This is a genomic window from Parafrankia soli, assembly GCF_001854695.1.
In the GTDB taxonomy this organism is placed as follows: domain Bacteria; phylum Actinomycetota; class Actinomycetes; order Frankiales; family Frankiaceae; genus Parafrankia; species Parafrankia soli.
In genome coordinates this window covers 41,354-56,854 of record NZ_MAXA01000238.1, presented here as the reverse complement: position 1 = coordinate 56,854, position 15,501 = coordinate 41,354, and the positions used below count along the sequence as shown (strand labels likewise).

The following is a 15,501-nucleotide window of genomic DNA, read 5'->3' as shown; positions in this document are numbered from 1 at the left end:
CAGCAAGGTGCACCTCGCGACCGACCGGCGCTGCCGCCCACTGTCCATCATCCTCACCCCCGGACAGGCCGCGGACAGCCCACGTTTCCTCCCAGTCCTGAAGAAGATCAAGGTGCGTGGACCGGTCGGCCGCCCCAGGACCCGGCCGGACGCGGTCGCCGGAGACAAGGCGTACTCCTCCCGCGCCAACCGCGCCCACCTGCGCACACGGAAGATCCAGGCGGTGATCCCGGAGAAGGCCGACCAGAAGGCCAACCGTAAGAAGCGCGGCAGCGCCGGAGGCCGCCCGGTCAGCCACGACGCCACGCTCTACAAAGACCGCAACACCGTGGAGCGTGGCATCAACAAGATCAAGGAATGGCGGGGTCTGGCCACCCGCTACGACAAGACACCCGAAAGCTACGCCGCAGGACTCCACCTGCGCGGATCCATCCTCTGGCTACGCAGCCTGCCAACCCCATGATCCGAACTCAGAACAGGCCCTAGGGCGATCTGACGGCTTTACGGTGGAAAGTGGGGGTTGGCGGCGATGGCTGACACCGAGGTCGGGGCAGCCGGCGGGACCTCGTTCCTCAAATCCGTCAGCGCCAGCGTGAGCCCGCTGGACCTGCGGACCGACATCCCCCACTCGGCCCGGATGTACGACTACTACCTGGGAAGGACAACTTCCCGGCGGACCGGGAGGCGGCCGAGCAGGCGCTGGCGGCCTTCCCGAACCTGCGGCTCTACGCCCGGCAGAACCGGGCGTTCCTGCACCGGGCATTCCTGTACCGGGCAGTCGCGCACCTGACCACGACGGCCGGGGTGAGCCAGTTCCTGGACATCGGCACCGGCATTCCCACCAACCCGGGCCTGCACGAGACCGCGCAGCGGCTCGATCCGGCGGCGCGGGTGCTCTACGTCGACAACGACCCGATCTTCCTGGCGYACGGCCGCTCGGCACCGAGGTTCGAGTGGGCGCGCAGACTCGACTCAGCCGCATTGACTAACCGTCACAAAGCTCAACAATCTGGATGTTTCTTCCAATGCCGTGCAACTATGGCTCATGCATCGGTGATGCGTCAGAAGCCTTTGAGTCATGGCGACACAGATTCGATGCGAACAGGTGTCGGCCCGACCCGGACTGGAGCGCGGGCGCTGAGATCCCCAGGGCGCTGGCCACCAGCCTTGCCAGGATCCAGGTCGGCGAAGCCAGTGACGGCGCGGGGATGATGCGGGCCGCCGCGCGGGCGGGCCACTCCGGCTACCTCGAAGCTGCGCGGCTGTTCATCGCCGAGGAGCAGGACCACTCGCGGCTGCTCRCCCGGCTGCTCGCCGCCGCCGGGCGGCCGACGATCGCGGCGCACTGGAGTGACACCATCTTCCGCTCGCTGCGCTGGCGGGCCCGCCTGCCGCGCGAGGTGCTGGTCCTGACCGTCGCCGAGGTGTGCACGCTGCGCTACTTCCAGGTGGTCCGTGACGGCGTCGGCGACCGGCTGACCCGCGAGGTCGTGGCGCGCATCCTCACCGACGAGCAGGAGCACGTTCCCTTCCACATCCGCCGCCTGCGCCTGGACCTCGCCGGCCTGCCCGTGCCGACGCGCGCCCTGCTCGCCGCCGCGTGGTGGGCCCTCCTCGCTGTGTCCGCGGCGGTGGTCGCGATCAACCACCGCGCCGCCCTGCGCCTGCTCGGCGTACCCTCCACCCGCTACTTCGCCGACACGCTCCGGCTGTTCGCCCCCGTCGCCAAAGCCGCACTCGCCGCCGGTCCGGCTGACCGATCCGAAACTCTTACCGGCCCGGCCCGGGCCGCGTGAGCCCGAGCCGGTAAGGGTCGGATTCAGACTGCTGCACCGCCGGCGTCCCGACACCGATCCGGAGCAGTGGGCGGACGAGGACATCAGCGCCTACGCGCTGATCGCCCGCAAGCTCCAGGCCGTCGCGGGACGCGCCGCGGCGCGGGTGGAGGCCCTGGGCGGAACCGCGTTTGGGGTTTTGTTTGCTCGCGCTTAACTGGTCCGCCGTAGTGTCATCCGGTGACCGCCTCGCAGGAAACGCCTCAATGGATAGAACTCACCGGTGCCCACAACGTCCGGGATCTCGGAGGGTTACCGGCGGCCGGGGGCACCGTCCGTCCCGGCGTGCTGCTCCGAGGTGACAACCTCGACAGTCTGACCACCGAAGACATCGCGCTGCTGCGGGACAAGGTGGGCCTGCGCGGCGTCGTGGACCTGCGTGCCCCGTTCGAGAACCCGCGGGCCGCCGAGTGGTTCCCGCAGTTGGGCATCACCTGGATGCACGAGCCGCTGATGGACTTCACCGGGCTCAGCGACCCGAAGGCGCTGCGGGACCGGATCGGCGGAGACTACGCCCGGTTCTACGCGATCATGCTCGAGAACGCCGGCCCGGGGCTGGTCCGCATCCTGGACTTCCTCGTCTCCGGTGAGCGCACCCCGGCGCTGGTGCACTGCGCCGCGGGCAAGGACCGCACCGGCATCACGACGGCCGTCCTGCTCGCCGCCGCGGGTGTCGAGCGCGACGCGATCGTCGCGGACTACCTCGCCACCGAACAGCGGATCCAGCGGGTCCGGGAGGCGCTGAGCCGGCGGCCGGAGTACAGCCACCTGACTGCGGGCCGATCGGCGCCGCGCGGCATCGGGACCGCGGTTCTCGTCGACCCGAAGGCCATCGCCAGCGTGCTCGACACGATCGACGCCGCCCCCGGCGGCCCGGCCGGGTACCTCGCCGCCAACGGTGCGACCGCCGAGCAGATCAGCCGCTGGCAAGAAATGATCATCGAGTCACGCTGAATGAAGAAAACGCAGGAAGCCGGCCGCGGCGGCCCTTGCCTCGGCGGGCATCGTGGCCCGGTCGACGAGCAGGTAGGGGTGGTCGGCGGCCGGGGATCCCTCCGCTGGGTACACCGCGACCAGCGGGACGGCCGGGTCGGTCCGGTTGTGTTTCCAGACCGCACGTTCGCTCATGAAGTAGATGGAGGGCCCCGCGGCGATCCGGTTCGGCCCGGCGGCCTCCGCGCGGGCGACGGCCGCCTCGAGGCCGGTGGAGTCGTCCGGGCGGACGGCCCTCGTCCGCTGGATCACGCGGAGGCGGTCGAACAGCGCGGGATCGGTGGCCGCGGAGGCGGGCAGGTAGTCCTCCCGGCCGAGCCCGCGCACGGCGCCCGCCAGCGCGCTGACGGTCGCGAGCCCCTCGGTCGACCGGGCCGGATCGGCGATGGCCGAGGTCACACCGCCCCACTCCGGATGGCCGTGCGCCGCCCATCGGCTATGCGCCGGTGGGCGGCGCCGCGGCCAATCGCGCCCGGCAGCTCGCGGCCACGATCAGCTGACGTCCCGTGCCCGCGCGCGTGATCGATCATGGCGGGATGGGTAGGTGATCGACCATGCTGAGTTGGCTGCGCCGGTCGGTGTCCGCGCGACGCGACCGCGACCAGGTGGACAGTTCGTCGTGGAATCCGTCCGGATGGTGGTGGTGCCTGGAGCACGGGCGCGTGGAGAACCCGCCGGACGCCCCGGGGCACCGCCGCCTGGGTCCCTACCCGAGCGCGGCCGAGGCCGAGAACTGGCGTGACGAGCTGGACCGTCGCAACGAGCAGTGGGACGAGGAGGACCGCCGCTGGGCCGGAGACCGCTGAGCCGGCGCGACGGAACCGGCGCCGGCGGCGCGGGTCTGCGCGGGGGGCGCGGCGGGGCGCGGCGGCCGGGTGTGGCGGGCCCGCGCGCGGTGTGACGGGGCGCGGGGCGGGGTGACGTGTGCCGACACGCGGTACGTGGGGCACCTGAGGGGCGACTGTCACGCCTTAAGGTGACCACTCGATTGCATTGAGTGGTGTGTGGTGCCGGTGGCGCCCGGCGACGTCGTCCGGCGGGGCGCGGCGTCCGCGTCCCGGTGGGAGGAATCCGAGTGCGTTCCCCGTCGACCGACCCGTCCCCGCCCGCGGGCCCGCCCCGCGGACGTCCGCTGCCGCGTGGCCTCGTCCGGGCGGCCGTCGCGGTGCTGCTCTCCGCCCAGGTGGTGGCCCTGCTGCTGGTGGGGACCTACGCGAGAGTCGAGCCGCGGGTGTGGGGCTTTCCGTTCTTCTACTGGTACACGCTGGTGTGGCTGGTCGCGGGCGCGGTGAGCCTGGCCGGCGCCACCTGGCTCCTCCGGCGCACCGCGGGCCGACCGGACGCCCGGTGAGCCCGGATCCTGCCGGCGACCCGCCAGTGCTGGCCGCGCCGTTCCACACCGACTTCCACGGTGTCGAGTTCACGGTCTTTTTGGCGCTGTTCGTCCTGGTCACCGTGATCGGGTTCGGTGCGGCGCGCTGGCGGCGGGCCGCCAGCCTCGACCACCTCGACGAGTGGGGGCTCGGCGGCCGCGGATTCGGCTCGTTCGTCGCCTGGTTCCTCATCGGCGGTGACATCTTCACCGCCTACACGTTCATCGCCGTTCCCGGGGCGATGTACGCGACGGGTGCCGTCTCGGGCTGGTTCGCCGTGGTGTTCACCAGCGTCGTCTGGCCGATCGTCTTCGTGATCATGCCGCGGCTGTGGGCCGTCGCCAGCCGGAACGGGTACGTCACGCCGGCCGACTTCGTCCGCGGGCGGTACGGGTCGCGGTCGCTCGCGCTGGCCGTCGCCGTGACGGGCATCGTCGCGACGATGCCGTACATCGCGCTCCAGCTGGTGGGCATGCAGGCCGTCCTGGAGGCGATGGGGATCGGCACCAGTGGGGACAACCCGATCGTCCGGGATATCCCGATCGTCATCGCGTTCGCGGTGCTGGCCGCGTACACCTATCGCTCCGGGCTGCGCGCACCTGCGCTCATCGCCTTCGTGAAGGACATTCTGATCTACGCCGTGGTGCTCGTCGCGGTGATCTACATCCCGCACCGGCTCGGCGGGTACGGCGCCGTGTTCGACGCGGCCCAGGCGAAGTTCGACACCGCCAACGCGGTCGCCGCGGCGGCGGGCCGGCCGCCGAAGGCGGCGTTCGTCCCGGCACCGTCGGAGTTCCTCGCCTACGCGACCCTGGCGCTCGGCTCCGCGATGGCGCTGTTCATGTACCCGCACGCGATCACCGGGATTCTCTCGACGCGCAGCCAGGACGTCATCCGGCGCAACACGGCGGTGCTGCCGCTCTACTCCCTGCTGCTCGCCTTCCTGGCGCTGCTCGGTTTCGCCGCCATCGCCTCGGGGGTGAAGACCGACAACCCGCGGCTGGTCGTCCCGCTGCTGTTCGACCAGCAGTTCCCCGCCTGGTTCACGGGCGTCGCGTTCGCCGCGGTGGCGATCGGCGCGCTCGTCCCGGCGGCGATCATGTCCATCGCGGCGGCGAACCTGTTCACCCGCAACATCTACGTCGAGTTCTTCCGGCCGGACGCGACACCCGCCCAGGAGACCTCGGTCTCCAAGACGGCCTCGCTGCTGGTCAAGGTCGGCGCGCTCGTGTTCGTCCTCGGGATGGACACGCAGAACTCGATCAACCTGCAGCTGCTCGGCGGGGTCTGGATCCTGCAGACGTTCCCGGCGATCGTGGCCGGCCTGTGGACGCGCTGGCTGCACCGCTGGGCGCTGCTCGGCGGCTGGCTGGTCGGGATGACCTACGGCACGCTCGAGGCCTACGCGCAGCGCAGCGCGACCGCGCGGCACTTCGGTAGCTCGCTCGCCGAGGTCCCCGGACTCGGCCGAACGGCCTACATCGCGCTGACCGCGTTCGTCCTGAACGTCGTCGTCGCCGTGGCACTGACCGGCCTGCTGCGCGCGCTGCGCGTGCCGATCGGCATCGACACGACCACGGTCGGCACAGCCACGGCCACGGCCACGGCCGGCACTGTCACGCCTGGTGCTCCCGTGCCCGCCGACGGCGGCGTCGGAGTGCCCGGCCAGGCCCCCGTGGAGGACGCGGCGGAGCGGCTGACGGGGCCGCCGGCCTGACACCGGCGCGCCGCCCCGGCTCGGCTGGTGGGGGAGGCGGGCGGGGTCGTCCCGCGCCGCCGGGTCGTTGGTACTCCGCCCCGACGACCAAGGCCGGATGATGCGGGCTTTCCCAAATGACACCGTTCTGTAACGACAGAGTCGTGTGACGAGTGTGTCTCCACACAACACAGCCGCCGGGGGTGGGAGGGCCTGATGAGCCGCCGTCCGATCGTGTCAGACGCCGTGACATGGGAATTCAACGCCACATACCTGGCCGAGAACGGCGAGCGGGTTCCGCTGCCGACAAGCCTGAGGTACGACCCGGCCGATCCGATCGCGATCACCATGAGTATGTGGGTGACCGATCAGAAAGCCGTCGTGTGGACTTTCGCGCGCCGGCTCTTCGTGGACGGCGCGCGCCGCTGCGCGGGGCTCGGCGACGTCCGGGTCCGCCCGATCGTCCGCGACCGCCGCCGCGTGCTCCTCGTCGAGCTTTCCAGCCCTGGCGGGCACGCGATGATCGAGCTTCCCGCGGACCGGGTCAGTGACTTCGTCTGCCACACCTATGACCTCCTGCCCGCGTCGGCGGAGGACGCCGTGGTCGAGCGGGACCTGGAGCTGCGGGTGCTGCGGGGGCGCAGCCGCAGCTGACCGGCCGGTGGCACCCGGACGTCTGGACTGGTCGGTCTCCGGACGTCCGGTCGTGGACCGGGACGGGGCCCGCGGCCGCGCCCGCACCTGCGTCCGCACCCGCGACCGGGCCGGCGGCCGCGACCGGCCCGCCGGCTACAGCGGGGCGGTCCAGCGGAGGTGGGTGCCGCCGCCGGGGGGCGTGGTGACGGAGCAGGTGCCGCCGACGATCTCCGCGCGGGTGCGCAGGTTGTCCAGGCCGCTGCGCCGGGTGGAGTCGCCGATGCCGACGCCGTCGTCGACCGCGTCGAGAGTGATGGTGTCGCCGAGCACGGCGAGCCGGAGCTCGGCGGTGGTGGCGCGGGCGTGGCGGGCGGTGTTGGTGAGAGCCTCGCGGGCGACGGCGATCAGGTGGTCGGTGAGCCGGTCGTCGACAAGCGAGTCGAGCGGGCCGCTCAGCGTGATCGCGGGAGTGAAGCCGAGCGCGGGCCGGATGTCGTCGGAGATCTTCTCCAGCGCCCCGCGCAGGCGGTTGCCGCGGCCGGGCTGGGTGCTGCGGAGCTCGAAGATGGTGCGGCGGATGTCCTTGATGGTGGCGTCGATGTTCTCGATGTAGGCGGTGATGCGGTCGGCGTTGGACGGGTTCTCGTACTGGGCGAGATCCTGCATGCCGAGCGCGACGGCGAACAGCCGCTGGATGACGTGGTCGTGCAGGTCCCGGGCGATGCGCCCGCGGTCGGCGAGGACGAGCAGGCGCTCCTGGTCGGCCTTGGTGTGGGCGAGCTCGAGCGCGATGGCGATGTGGCCGGCGAAGCTGGTGGCGAGTACGAGGTCGGTGTCGGTGAAGGCCCGGGCGCCATGGTCCCGGCCGACGAGCAGCGCTCCGTCACACTGGTCCGTCCCGGCGACCAGGGGGACGACCATCAGCGGGCCGGTGCGGTTCGTGCGCTCGTCCGGAAGGGCGTCGAGCTGGGCGTTGTCGACCCGCAGGGCCTGCCGCTCGGTGAGGACCCGTCCCGTCAGCGTGTGCTCAAGGGGGATGCGGCGCCCCGCCCGCCCGCCGCCGGCCGGTGCCGGGCCCGCGGCGGCGCGGTCGCGGTCGTGCGCGTGGTTCTGATCCTGGTCCGTCACCGCGACGGCGACGCGGGCGTGCTGCCCGTCGCCGTCCCCGTCGTCGGCGCGCAGCGCCAGGGCGACGAAGGTCGCGTCGGCGACGTCGAGCACCCGGCGGGCCAGCATCCCGAGTGAGTCGGGCGCGCCGGCCATGAACAGCCGGGTGATCTCCGCGGAGGCCGTCATCCACAGGTGCCGCTGCTGCGACTCGTGGTAGAGCCGCGCGTTCTCGATGGCCACCCCGGCGTTGGCGGCCAGCGCCAGGGCGAGCTCCTCGTCCTCGGCGGTGAACGGGGCGTCATCATGCTTGTCGGTGAGGTAGAGGTTCCCGAAGACCTCTCCGCGCACCATGATCGGGACGCCGAGGAAGGTCCGCATCGGCGGGTGCCCGGGCGGGAAGCCGTACGCGCTCGGGTCGTCGGCGATGTCGTCGACGCGCCGTGGCCGCTGGTCGTCGATGAGCAGGCCGAGGATCCCCTGCCCGGTGGGCAGGTAGCGGATCCTGGCGACGTCGGCGTCGGTCATGCCGACGTGGACGAACTCCTCGAGCGTGCGGTCGGGCGCGATGACGCCCAGCGCCCCGTAGCGGGCGCCGAGCAGGTCGGTGGCAGCCTCGACGATGTGCCGGAGCAGGACGGGCAGCCGCAGGTCGGTGGCGATGATCCGGTTCGCCTGCAGCAGGCCGCGCAGCCGGCTCTGGGTGGCGAGGACGTCCCGGGCGCGGTCGACGAGCTGGGTCAGCAGGTCGTCGAGCTCCAGCCGGGCCACGGTGGGGAACATCAGCCCGTCGCCGCCCGGGCCGGGTGGCGGCGTCATGGCCGGGCCCGCGGACGGCTGGGCGGGCGGCTGGGTGGGCGCCGGGGCGGCCTGCTGGGCGGGCGGCGACGGGTGGGCGGCCGGCGGTTCACCGCGTGGCCCGCCGCGCCGCCCGGAGGATGTCGGTCGGCGTGGGTCCGTGTTCAAGCGTCTTCGCCTCCGGCCACGGGTCGGTGTGGAAGGTGTACTCGTGCCCGGTCAGCGCGGACAGGTCGAAGCCCGGACCGGCCTGCGCGACGGAACGGCCCGCCAGGACCGGTTCCGGGGGTGCGCAGCGCAGCTGGACGAGGTCGGTGGCGGTGGAGCGGGCGAGCGCGGCGGCGCGCTGGCGGTCGTGGCGGCGGGCCCAGGACGCGTCGATGACGACGGACTCGCCGCGTTCCACAGCGGTGCCGGCCCGCCGCAGCAGCTCGGAGTACACCGCGTCGTCCGCGGCGTCCCGCCGGCCGTCGTGCGTGTGGTCGTGCGTGTGGTCGTGCGTGCCGTCGCGTGCGCCGTCGGGGTCGGTGCGCGGCAGGTGGTTCAGCTCGCGGGCAACGGACTCGGCGCGCAGCACCGTCCAGCCCTCGGCCTCGGCCAGGTCGGCGGCGAGCGCGGAGCGCCCCGACTCGGGCGTGCCGCCGACGAGGACGAGCCGGACCCGGCCGCGGCGCAGGCTGGCCAGCGCGAGTGAGGCCAGCGCCCGGGCCTCCGCGGCGGCCGCCGCCGAGCCCTGCGCGTACTGGGTGCAGGCGATCCGGCACATCACGAACGCCCGGTAGGCGATGTAGAGGCTCTCCAGGGACAGCGGATGGGTGACGGCCGTGTAGGCCCGGTACTGGTCGAGCAGGAAGCGGCTGAGGTCGGCCCGGCCGAGCCGCTCGAGGTCCATCGCGAGGAAGGCGACGTCCGCGAGCACGTCGCCGACGCGCAGCCGCCGGTCGAACTCCAGGCAGTCGAGGATGCGCGGGCCGTCGTCGAGGCAGTAGATGTCGTCGGCGAGCAGATCGCCGTGGCCGTCGCGGATGCGGCCGTCGCGCTGCCGTTCGCGCAGGAGCGGCTCGCGGCCTTCGACGTAGCGCTCGGCGAGGTGGCGGACGGTGTCGATGGTGGTCGTGTCGAGCACCGGCCCGAGGTAGGGCTCGACGCTGCGCAGCACCTCGTCCCACAGGCTGCGCAGGGTGGCGGCCGACCCGGCCTCGGTGATCTCCGGCGAGGTCGAGCAGCGGGCGTGGAAGTCGGCGAGCAGCCGGGCGATCGCGCGCAGCGGGCCGGTGACGTCGTTGCCGGCCGTGACCAGGGCGGACAGCCGGCGGTCGGCGGGCAGGCGCCGCATCACGACCATGTGGTCGAACACGGTTCCGTCGGGGCCGGAGATGTCGGCGACGCCCAGGTAGACGTCCGGGGCCAGGCGGCGGTTGAGCTCGACCTCGGCCTGGCAGGCGGCGAGACGTGCGTCGCGGGTGCGGAAGTCCAGGAACCCGAGATCGGCCGTCTTCTTTATCTTGTAGACCCGATCGCCGAGAAAGATGAGCACCGATGTCAGCGTCTCGGTGAGAGTGGCGGGCAGCCCCGGCACCGCGCCGAGACCCTGCCCGGCGCCCACGGGGACCGCGCTGCCGGTCGTCGCCACACGCATGGCATGAGACTGCCGGTCAACCCGTGGGGATCACAGCGTGCGTGAGTCGGGCCGCCGACGTCCGAAGGTCAGGCCGCCGCGGGCGGAAGGTCACCCGGCTCCGTGCCGGACGCGATCGGCGTGATCCACCCGGCCCAGACACGACCGCGCAGGTGGCAGCGGCCGTCGGGCCACCGGCGGACGAACAGGGAGCCCGGAACGCCAGGTCGGCACGAAAGCGTTAGTTGACGCTTACGGGTCTTTCGTCCTGAAAGTACTATTTGTTCCGCCGGGGGCAATGATGGACGCCTATGCGGAGCGCGTCGCAGCCCCGGCCGGGGGAGGAACCGTGCGGGAGCGGGGCGGGCCGTCCGGGCCGAGCGTGTACTACCACCACCTGGACGCACTGCGCGGCGTGTTCATGTTGGTGGGAGTCTTCGTCCACGCGTCGACGCTCGGAGAGGACCCCGTCTTCGACGGAATCGGCTACGCCTCCAGCCTCTTCCGGATGGAGGGCTTCTTCGTCATCTCCGGATTCCTGGCCGCGATGGTGCTGGGAAAACACGGGGCGAGAGCAGGGGTGCGCCGCAGGCTCGCCTCTGTGGGCACGCCGCTGGTGTTCACGCTTGTGCTGGTGAATCCGCCCACCCTGTGGCTGACGTACAACTTCCACAACGACCCGAACGTGTCGTTCCTTGACTTCGTGCTCGGGAACACGCTCCCCCCGCAGGGGGGTGACCTGAGCTGGTACCTGCACCTGTGGTTCCTTTTCGCGCTGATCGCTTACGCGTTGCTGAGCCCCGCCGCGGTGGCGGCACTGTCGCGACTGGTCGGCACGGGCGCGTACCGGCGCGTCACCGCCGGCCGGCTGCGGGCCATGGCCGCGATCACACTGTTCGTGGTGGGCACGACCGTGGTCATCCGCGGTGCCCACCGCATCGTGCTCGAACCGGTCATCGGCACCGGGACCCACGCCGTGCTCGTCGAGCACACGCTGGAGTTCCTGCCCTTCTACCTCCTCGGAGTGCTCCTCCACCAGGGCCGTGACCAGCTGGTCCCGTTCTTCCAGCGGCCGGCGCCGGTTTTCCTCGCGGTCACCGGTCTCGCCCTTCTCGCCTCGAAGCAGGAATGGGTCCCCGGGCTTTCGGCGGGAACCGGCCTGGTGCTGACCGAGACCCTGTTCTCGATCCCGCTCATCGCGACGCTCTTCGCGCTCGCCGCGCGGCTCGTCCCCGGGCCCGTACCGGCCGTCCGCTATCTCGCGGACGCCTCCTACACGGTCTATCTCCTCCACTTCTTCTGGATCTACGTCTTCGCGACGGTCCTCTCTTTCGACCCGGGCCTGCGCGCCCCGCAGATGCTCCTCGCCACGGCGCTGACGTTCGGCGTGACGCTGGCGACGCACCATTTCGCCATCCGCCGGTCCCCTCTCCTCCGGAAGATCTTCAACGGGAAGTTCGGCTCCGCCGGACGGCCCACCGCGATTCCAGCGGTCCCAGCGATTCCAGCGATTCCCGTGACACCTGCGAGCCTTGCCGTGGACGGGGAGCGGACCCTGCCCCTTCGCCGGAGCCGCCTGGAGGCCGGCACCGGCTGCTGACCCTCCGCCGCCACGCATCGCCGGGCCGCGGGACCTGGCTTGCATGACAACTCGTTTCAGTCCGCTCGAACTGCGAATGCAATCATGGTGGTGTGAGCCCTCTCTACCCCCCGATCGAGCCGTATGCGCACGGCCTGCTGTCTGTCGGCGGCGGCGAGGGCGTTGATCCGAACCAGATCTACTGGGAGACCTGCGGGAACCCGTCGGGCCGGCCGGTCCTCGTCGTCCACGGGGGACCGGGCTCCGGGTGCTCCGCGGGCTCGCGCCGTTACTTCGACCCGGCCCGGTACCGGATCATCCTGTTCGACCAGCGCGGCTGCGGGCGCAGCACGCCGCACGCGGCGGACCCGGCGACCGACCTGCGGCACAACACCACCGACCACCTGATCTCCGACATGGAACTGCTCCGGCGGCACCTCGGCGTCGACCGGTGGTCGCTTTACGGGGCCTCCTGGGGGTCGACGCTGATCCTCGCCTACGCCGAGCGGCACCCCGAGCGGGTGTCCGGGATCGTCATCGCGGGCGTGACCACCACGCGGCGGGCGGAGATCGACTGGCTGTACGGCGGCGTGGCGCGGTTCCTGCCGCAGGAGTGGGAGCGGTTCCGCGCCGCGATGGCTCCGTCCAGGGCCGCGCACCCCGGTTCGGCGCAGCTCGATCCGGCGCTCGCCGTGACGCGCGGGCGCGACCTGGCGGCCGCGTGCGCCCGGCTGATGGAACACCCGGATCCCGAGGCCAGGGCTTTCACCGCGCGCGAGTGGTGCGCCTGGGAGGACGCGGTGATCTCGCTGGAGCCGAACGGGCGGAGGAACGTCTACAGCGACCGGGCGCCCGCGGCCCGGCTCGCCCTCGTACGCATCTGCGCGCACTACTTCGCGCACGGCGCCTGGCTGGAGGAGGGAATCCTGCTGCGCGAGGCGGGACGGCTGGCCGGCATCCCGGGCGTGCTCATCCACGGTCGCCAGGATCTGGGCAGCCCCTTCGCGACCGCCTGGGAACTCGCGCGTGCCTGGCCGGGAGCCCGTCTCATCCCCGTGACGGATTCGGGCCACACCGGCAGCGAGTCGCTGGGCAAGGAGATCATCCGGGCACTGGATGACTTCGCGGACGGGGATGCCCGCGGCCACCTTCCGTCGTAGCAACCGCTCATCCCAGAGTGACGGCTCCGACGAGAACCGTCGGCCCCAAGGACGACGGGTTCCGCAGGATTCGGATCGTGTGCTGCCCAAGAGGCAGATCTCCGAATTTCCAGGCCTGCGGAGAGACCCAGAGAATGCGGCACGGCCGCGATCGATCCGGCCTGCGGTGACCCTCCGCGATTCCGGCAGCTATGCAGGCGAAGGCAACCGGCTTGGTACGGCTGCGACGGACCGGTCGCGGGTCGGAAAGCATCGCGTCAAAGGGCGGAGAGAAGGGAATGTTGCAACGCGGAGCAGCGGAGGAGGACGCGATGGGCAGGGAGATCGTGGGGCCTTTCGGAGCSCCTGACCGGAGGGCTCTAGGATGACGCGTCGTGGGGGAGATCTGCGGCATTTATGGGGATAGTGCAGGGGTCCTCGGACCGATCCGCGACCGGACCCGGTGGTGATGATGTACGACCGGGCTAAGCTTGCCGCGGCGCTGCCGGGCTACACCCTCGGTGACCTGCTGGGCGCGGGCGCCTCCGGTTTCGTCCTGGCGGGCTGGCATCGAGGGTTGCAGCGCGATGTCGCCGTCAAGGTGGTGATGCGGGCGCCGGGCAGGCGCAGCTTCGCGGACGAGGCGCGGATCCTCGCCGGCCTCGACCATCCCCATGTCGTCCGGGTCTACGACTATGTCGAGGCGGGCGAGCTCAGCCTGCTCGTCATGGAGATGCTCAGCGGCGGCACGCTCACCCGGCGCCGGGCCGGCATGACGCCGCTGACCGCCTGCGCGGTCGGCCTTGCCGTCGCGCAGGCGCTGCGCTGCGTGCACGATCACGACGTGCTGCACCGCGACATCAAGCCGGACAACATCCTCTTCGACACGGCCGGCCGGTTGAAGGTGGCGGACTTCGGCATCGCGAAGGTCGTCGCCGGGTCCGGTCCGGCGGCGAGCACGGTCGTCGGGACCCCGCTCTACATGGCCCCCGAGCAGTTCGCGGGTGGCCAGCTGCAGCGCGCGACAGACATCTACGCCCTTGGCGTGGTGCTCTTCGAGCTGTTGACGGGTGTGGCCCCCGCCGACTCCGCGTCCATTCCGTGCCAGGGCTCGGACGGCCCGTCCCAGGTCGGCCTGTCACTGGGATCGGGGATCCCCGATCCAGTCGCGACGGTGGTGGCGGGCGCACTGGCCCGCGACCCGGGGGACCGTCCCTCGTCGGCGTACGCCTTCGCCTTCGACCTCTCCCGAGCCGCCACCGAGGCGTTCGGACCGAACTGGATCCCACGGTCGGGCGTGCCCGTGCACGTCGACCACGACCTGATGGCCGCCACCGGCATGGCACCGTCCAGGACGCGGCACGCGGGCGGGATTCACGTGACGCCGCTGCCGGCGGAACCCGGGACACCGCCCCAGCCGCCCGGGAAGGCGCCGGAGGGGAAACGAGCGGATCCCGCACCCGACGACCGCGCGCCCGGGAAGGCGCCGGCGGACGGGAACACCCCGAGCGGGGCGGGCCGCGACCCGGCCGAACCGGAAGCCGGCTCGCGCGGGCGAGCCCGGCGTGGCGCACGCCGTTCGCCTGGCCGGCGGCTCATCGTGACGGCCGCCGTCCTGGTGGTTCTGCTCGGAGCGGTCGGCACCGGGCTCGCCGTCGTCCTGGGCCGCCCGGACGGTGCCCGGCTGCTCGGCCACCCGCTGAGCGGGCACACGGACTGGGCGCTGTCGGCGGTGTTCTCCCCGGACGGGCAGATCATGGCCAGCAGTGACAAGAAGGGCGAGGTGTGGCTCTGGGACCTGCGGGACCGAGCCGCTCCTGAGCGTCTCGGCCGCCCGCTCCCCGGACCGGAGGACGGGGTCACCTCGCTGGCGTTCTCCCCGGACGGCCGGACTCTGGCCGGCAGCGACTGGAACGGGACCGTCTGGCTGTGGGACGTGACCGGCCACGATCCGAAATCCGCGCCCGGCACGCCGCTGACCGGTCATGTCGGGAACGCGTGGTCGGTCGCGTTCTCGCCGGACGGGAAGACGCTCGCCAGCGGGGGCGAGGACAGCACGGTGCGCCTGTGGGACGTGGCCGACCGCACGGCGCCGAAGCCGCTCGGGTCGCTCACCGGCCACCGCGGCTACGTCTCATCCGTGGTGTTCTCCCGGGACGGGCTCGTCCTGGCCGCCGCCGGAGACGACAGCACCGTCGTGCTCTGGCAGCTGGACGGCCGCGCCGCCCCGCGCAGGTTGGAGCGGGGGCTGGTCGGGCCCAGCAGGACGGCCGCGGCGGCCTTCTCCCCGCGCGGCCGGGTGCTCGCCCTGGGTGGTGCCGACGGCGTGATCCGTCTGTGGGATCTCGCGATCCCCAGCGACCCGCGCCCCGTCGGCAGGGACCTGGCGGGGCACAAGAGCCGCGTGTGGTCCCTGTCGTTCGCACCCGATGGCCACACGCTGGCCAGCGGCAGCCACGACAACACCGTCCGGCTGTGGGACGTCGCCGACCTCTCCGATGTCCGGTCCCGGGGCGGGCCACTCACCGGGCATGCCGACTGGGTCCTGTCCGTGCGGTTCTCCCCGGACAGCGCCGTGCTGGCCAGCGCGAGCACGGACGCCACCGTGCGGCTGTGGTCGATACCCTGACCGGCCCCGTGCTCGGCTCCCGTCGCGCGTTGCTTTATCAACTGTCTCCGGCGGACACGCAAACCATTCGCCGGTACCGACGGCCCGTTCGGAAACCA

Annotated in this window: 13 protein-coding genes and 1 pseudogene; 11 read left to right on the top strand and 3 right to left on the bottom strand. The window is 72.1% G+C overall.

Translation table 11 applies throughout. The annotated features are described in order from the left end of the window. The 4 genes and pseudogenes from BBK14_RS25455 to BBK14_RS25445 form a co-directional block, all read left to right on the top strand. Window positions 1–463 (top strand): IS5 family transposase (locus tag BBK14_RS25455; protein WP_116430148.1); only part of this gene is annotated, 463 nt, incomplete at its 5' end. 66 nt (window positions 464–529) lie between these two features. Beyond that, window positions 530–939, top strand: a pseudogene (locus BBK14_RS37335) (SAM-dependent methyltransferase); the annotation flags it as partial. A gap of 269 nt (window positions 940–1,208) precedes the next feature. Beyond that, window positions 1,209–1,796, top strand: a complete 588-nt coding sequence (locus tag BBK14_RS25450; protein ID WP_241831847.1) for a ferritin-like domain-containing protein — start codon at window positions 1,209–1,211, stop codon at window positions 1,794–1,796. A 219-nt stretch (window positions 1,797–2,015) separates the two neighbouring features. Next, entirely contained in the window at window positions 2,016–2,789 is a 774-nt protein-coding gene (locus tag BBK14_RS25445; protein ID WP_071065772.1) for a tyrosine-protein phosphatase, read from the top strand. On the opposite strand, the gene BBK14_RS25440 is transcribed toward BBK14_RS25445, so the two are convergent. After that, window positions 2,781–3,227 (bottom strand): substrate-binding domain-containing protein, encoded by a 447-nt coding sequence (locus tag BBK14_RS25440; RefSeq protein WP_071065771.1) that lies wholly within the window; start codon window positions 3,225–3,227, stop codon window positions 2,781–2,783. The two genes, BBK14_RS25445 and BBK14_RS25440, sit on opposite strands and share 9 nt — an antisense overlap. A gap of 155 nt (window positions 3,228–3,382) precedes the next feature. On the opposite strand from BBK14_RS25440, the gene BBK14_RS25435 reads away from it, so the two are divergent. The 4 genes from BBK14_RS25435 (at window position 3,383) to BBK14_RS25420 (ending at window position 6,551) form a co-directional block, all read left to right on the top strand. Further along, window positions 3,383–3,634 carry a hypothetical protein gene (locus BBK14_RS25435; RefSeq protein ID WP_083391249.1) on the top strand — a complete coding sequence of 84 codons (252 nt, stop codon included), beginning with the start codon at window positions 3,383–3,385 and terminating at the stop codon, window positions 3,632–3,634. 269 nt (window positions 3,635–3,903) lie between these two features. Beyond that, window positions 3,904–4,179, top strand: a complete 276-nt coding sequence (locus BBK14_RS25430) for a DUF3311 domain-containing protein (protein ID WP_198541435.1) — start codon at window positions 3,904–3,906, stop codon at window positions 4,177–4,179. After that, the gene (gene mctP, locus BBK14_RS25425; RefSeq protein ID WP_071065770.1) at window positions 4,176–5,918 is read left to right on the top strand and encodes a monocarboxylate uptake permease MctP; all 1,743 of its coding nucleotides are present in this window, start codon (window positions 4,176–4,178) and stop codon (window positions 5,916–5,918) included. The genes BBK14_RS25430 and mctP overlap by 4 nt, the downstream gene beginning before the upstream one ends. 195 nt (window positions 5,919–6,113) lie before the next feature. Beyond that, on the top strand, window positions 6,114–6,551 hold the full coding sequence (locus BBK14_RS25420) for an SsgA family sporulation/cell division regulator (RefSeq protein WP_071065769.1): 438 nt from the start codon (window positions 6,114–6,116) through the stop codon (window positions 6,549–6,551). A 135-nt stretch (window positions 6,552–6,686) separates the two neighbouring features. On the opposite strand, the gene BBK14_RS25415 is transcribed toward BBK14_RS25420, so the two are convergent. Further along, window positions 6,687–8,423, bottom strand: a complete 1,737-nt coding sequence (locus tag BBK14_RS25415; protein WP_071065782.1) for a sensor histidine kinase — start codon at window positions 8,421–8,423, stop codon at window positions 6,687–6,689. Window positions 8,424–8,547: 124 nt separating this feature from the next. Beyond that, a complete protein-coding gene (locus BBK14_RS25410) occupies window positions 8,548–10,077 on the bottom strand; it encodes a bifunctional aminoglycoside phosphotransferase/ATP-binding protein (protein ID WP_071065768.1) in 1,530 nt (509 codons plus the stop codon). Between the two features lie 328 nt (window positions 10,078–10,405). Here BBK14_RS25410 and mdoC point away from each other — a divergent pair, with 328 nt between their 5' ends. The 3 genes from mdoC (at window position 10,406) to BBK14_RS25395 (ending at window position 15,403) form a co-directional block, all read left to right on the top strand. Beyond that, complete coding sequence (mdoC, locus tag BBK14_RS25405) at window positions 10,406–11,656, top strand: glucans biosynthesis protein MdoC (protein ID WP_241831846.1); 1,251 nt, start codon at window positions 10,406–10,408, stop codon at window positions 11,654–11,656. A 92-nt stretch (window positions 11,657–11,748) separates the two neighbouring features. After that, complete coding sequence (pip, locus tag BBK14_RS25400; protein ID WP_071065767.1) at window positions 11,749–12,795, top strand: prolyl aminopeptidase; 1,047 nt, start codon at window positions 11,749–11,751, stop codon at window positions 12,793–12,795. A gap of 451 nt (window positions 12,796–13,246) precedes the next feature. Continuing rightward, window positions 13,247–15,403, top strand: coding sequence for a WD40 repeat domain-containing serine/threonine protein kinase (locus tag BBK14_RS25395; RefSeq protein WP_338045500.1), 2,157 nt, complete (start codon window positions 13,247–13,249; stop codon window positions 15,401–15,403). The last annotated feature ends 98 nt before the right edge of the window (window positions 15,404–15,501 follow it).

Coding starts and splice junctions, on each gene's coding strand:
- BBK14_RS25420 (WP_071065769.1), top strand. CDS start 6,114: ATGAGCCGCCGTCCGATCGTGTCAGACGCCGTGACATGGGAATTCAAC.
- BBK14_RS25395 (WP_338045500.1), top strand. CDS start 13,247: ATGTACGACCGGGCTAAGCTTGCCGCGGCGCTGCCGGGCTACACCCTC.
- BBK14_RS25435 (WP_083391249.1), top strand. CDS start 3,383: ATGCTGAGTTGGCTGCGCCGGTCGGTGTCCGCGCGACGCGACCGCGAC.
- BBK14_RS25415 (WP_071065782.1), bottom strand. CDS start 8,423: ATGTTCCCCACCGTGGCCCGGCTGGAGCTCGACGACCTGCTGACCCAG.
- BBK14_RS25410 (WP_071065768.1), bottom strand. CDS start 10,077: ATGCGTGTGGCGACGACCGGCAGCGCGGTCCCCGTGGGCGCCGGGCAG.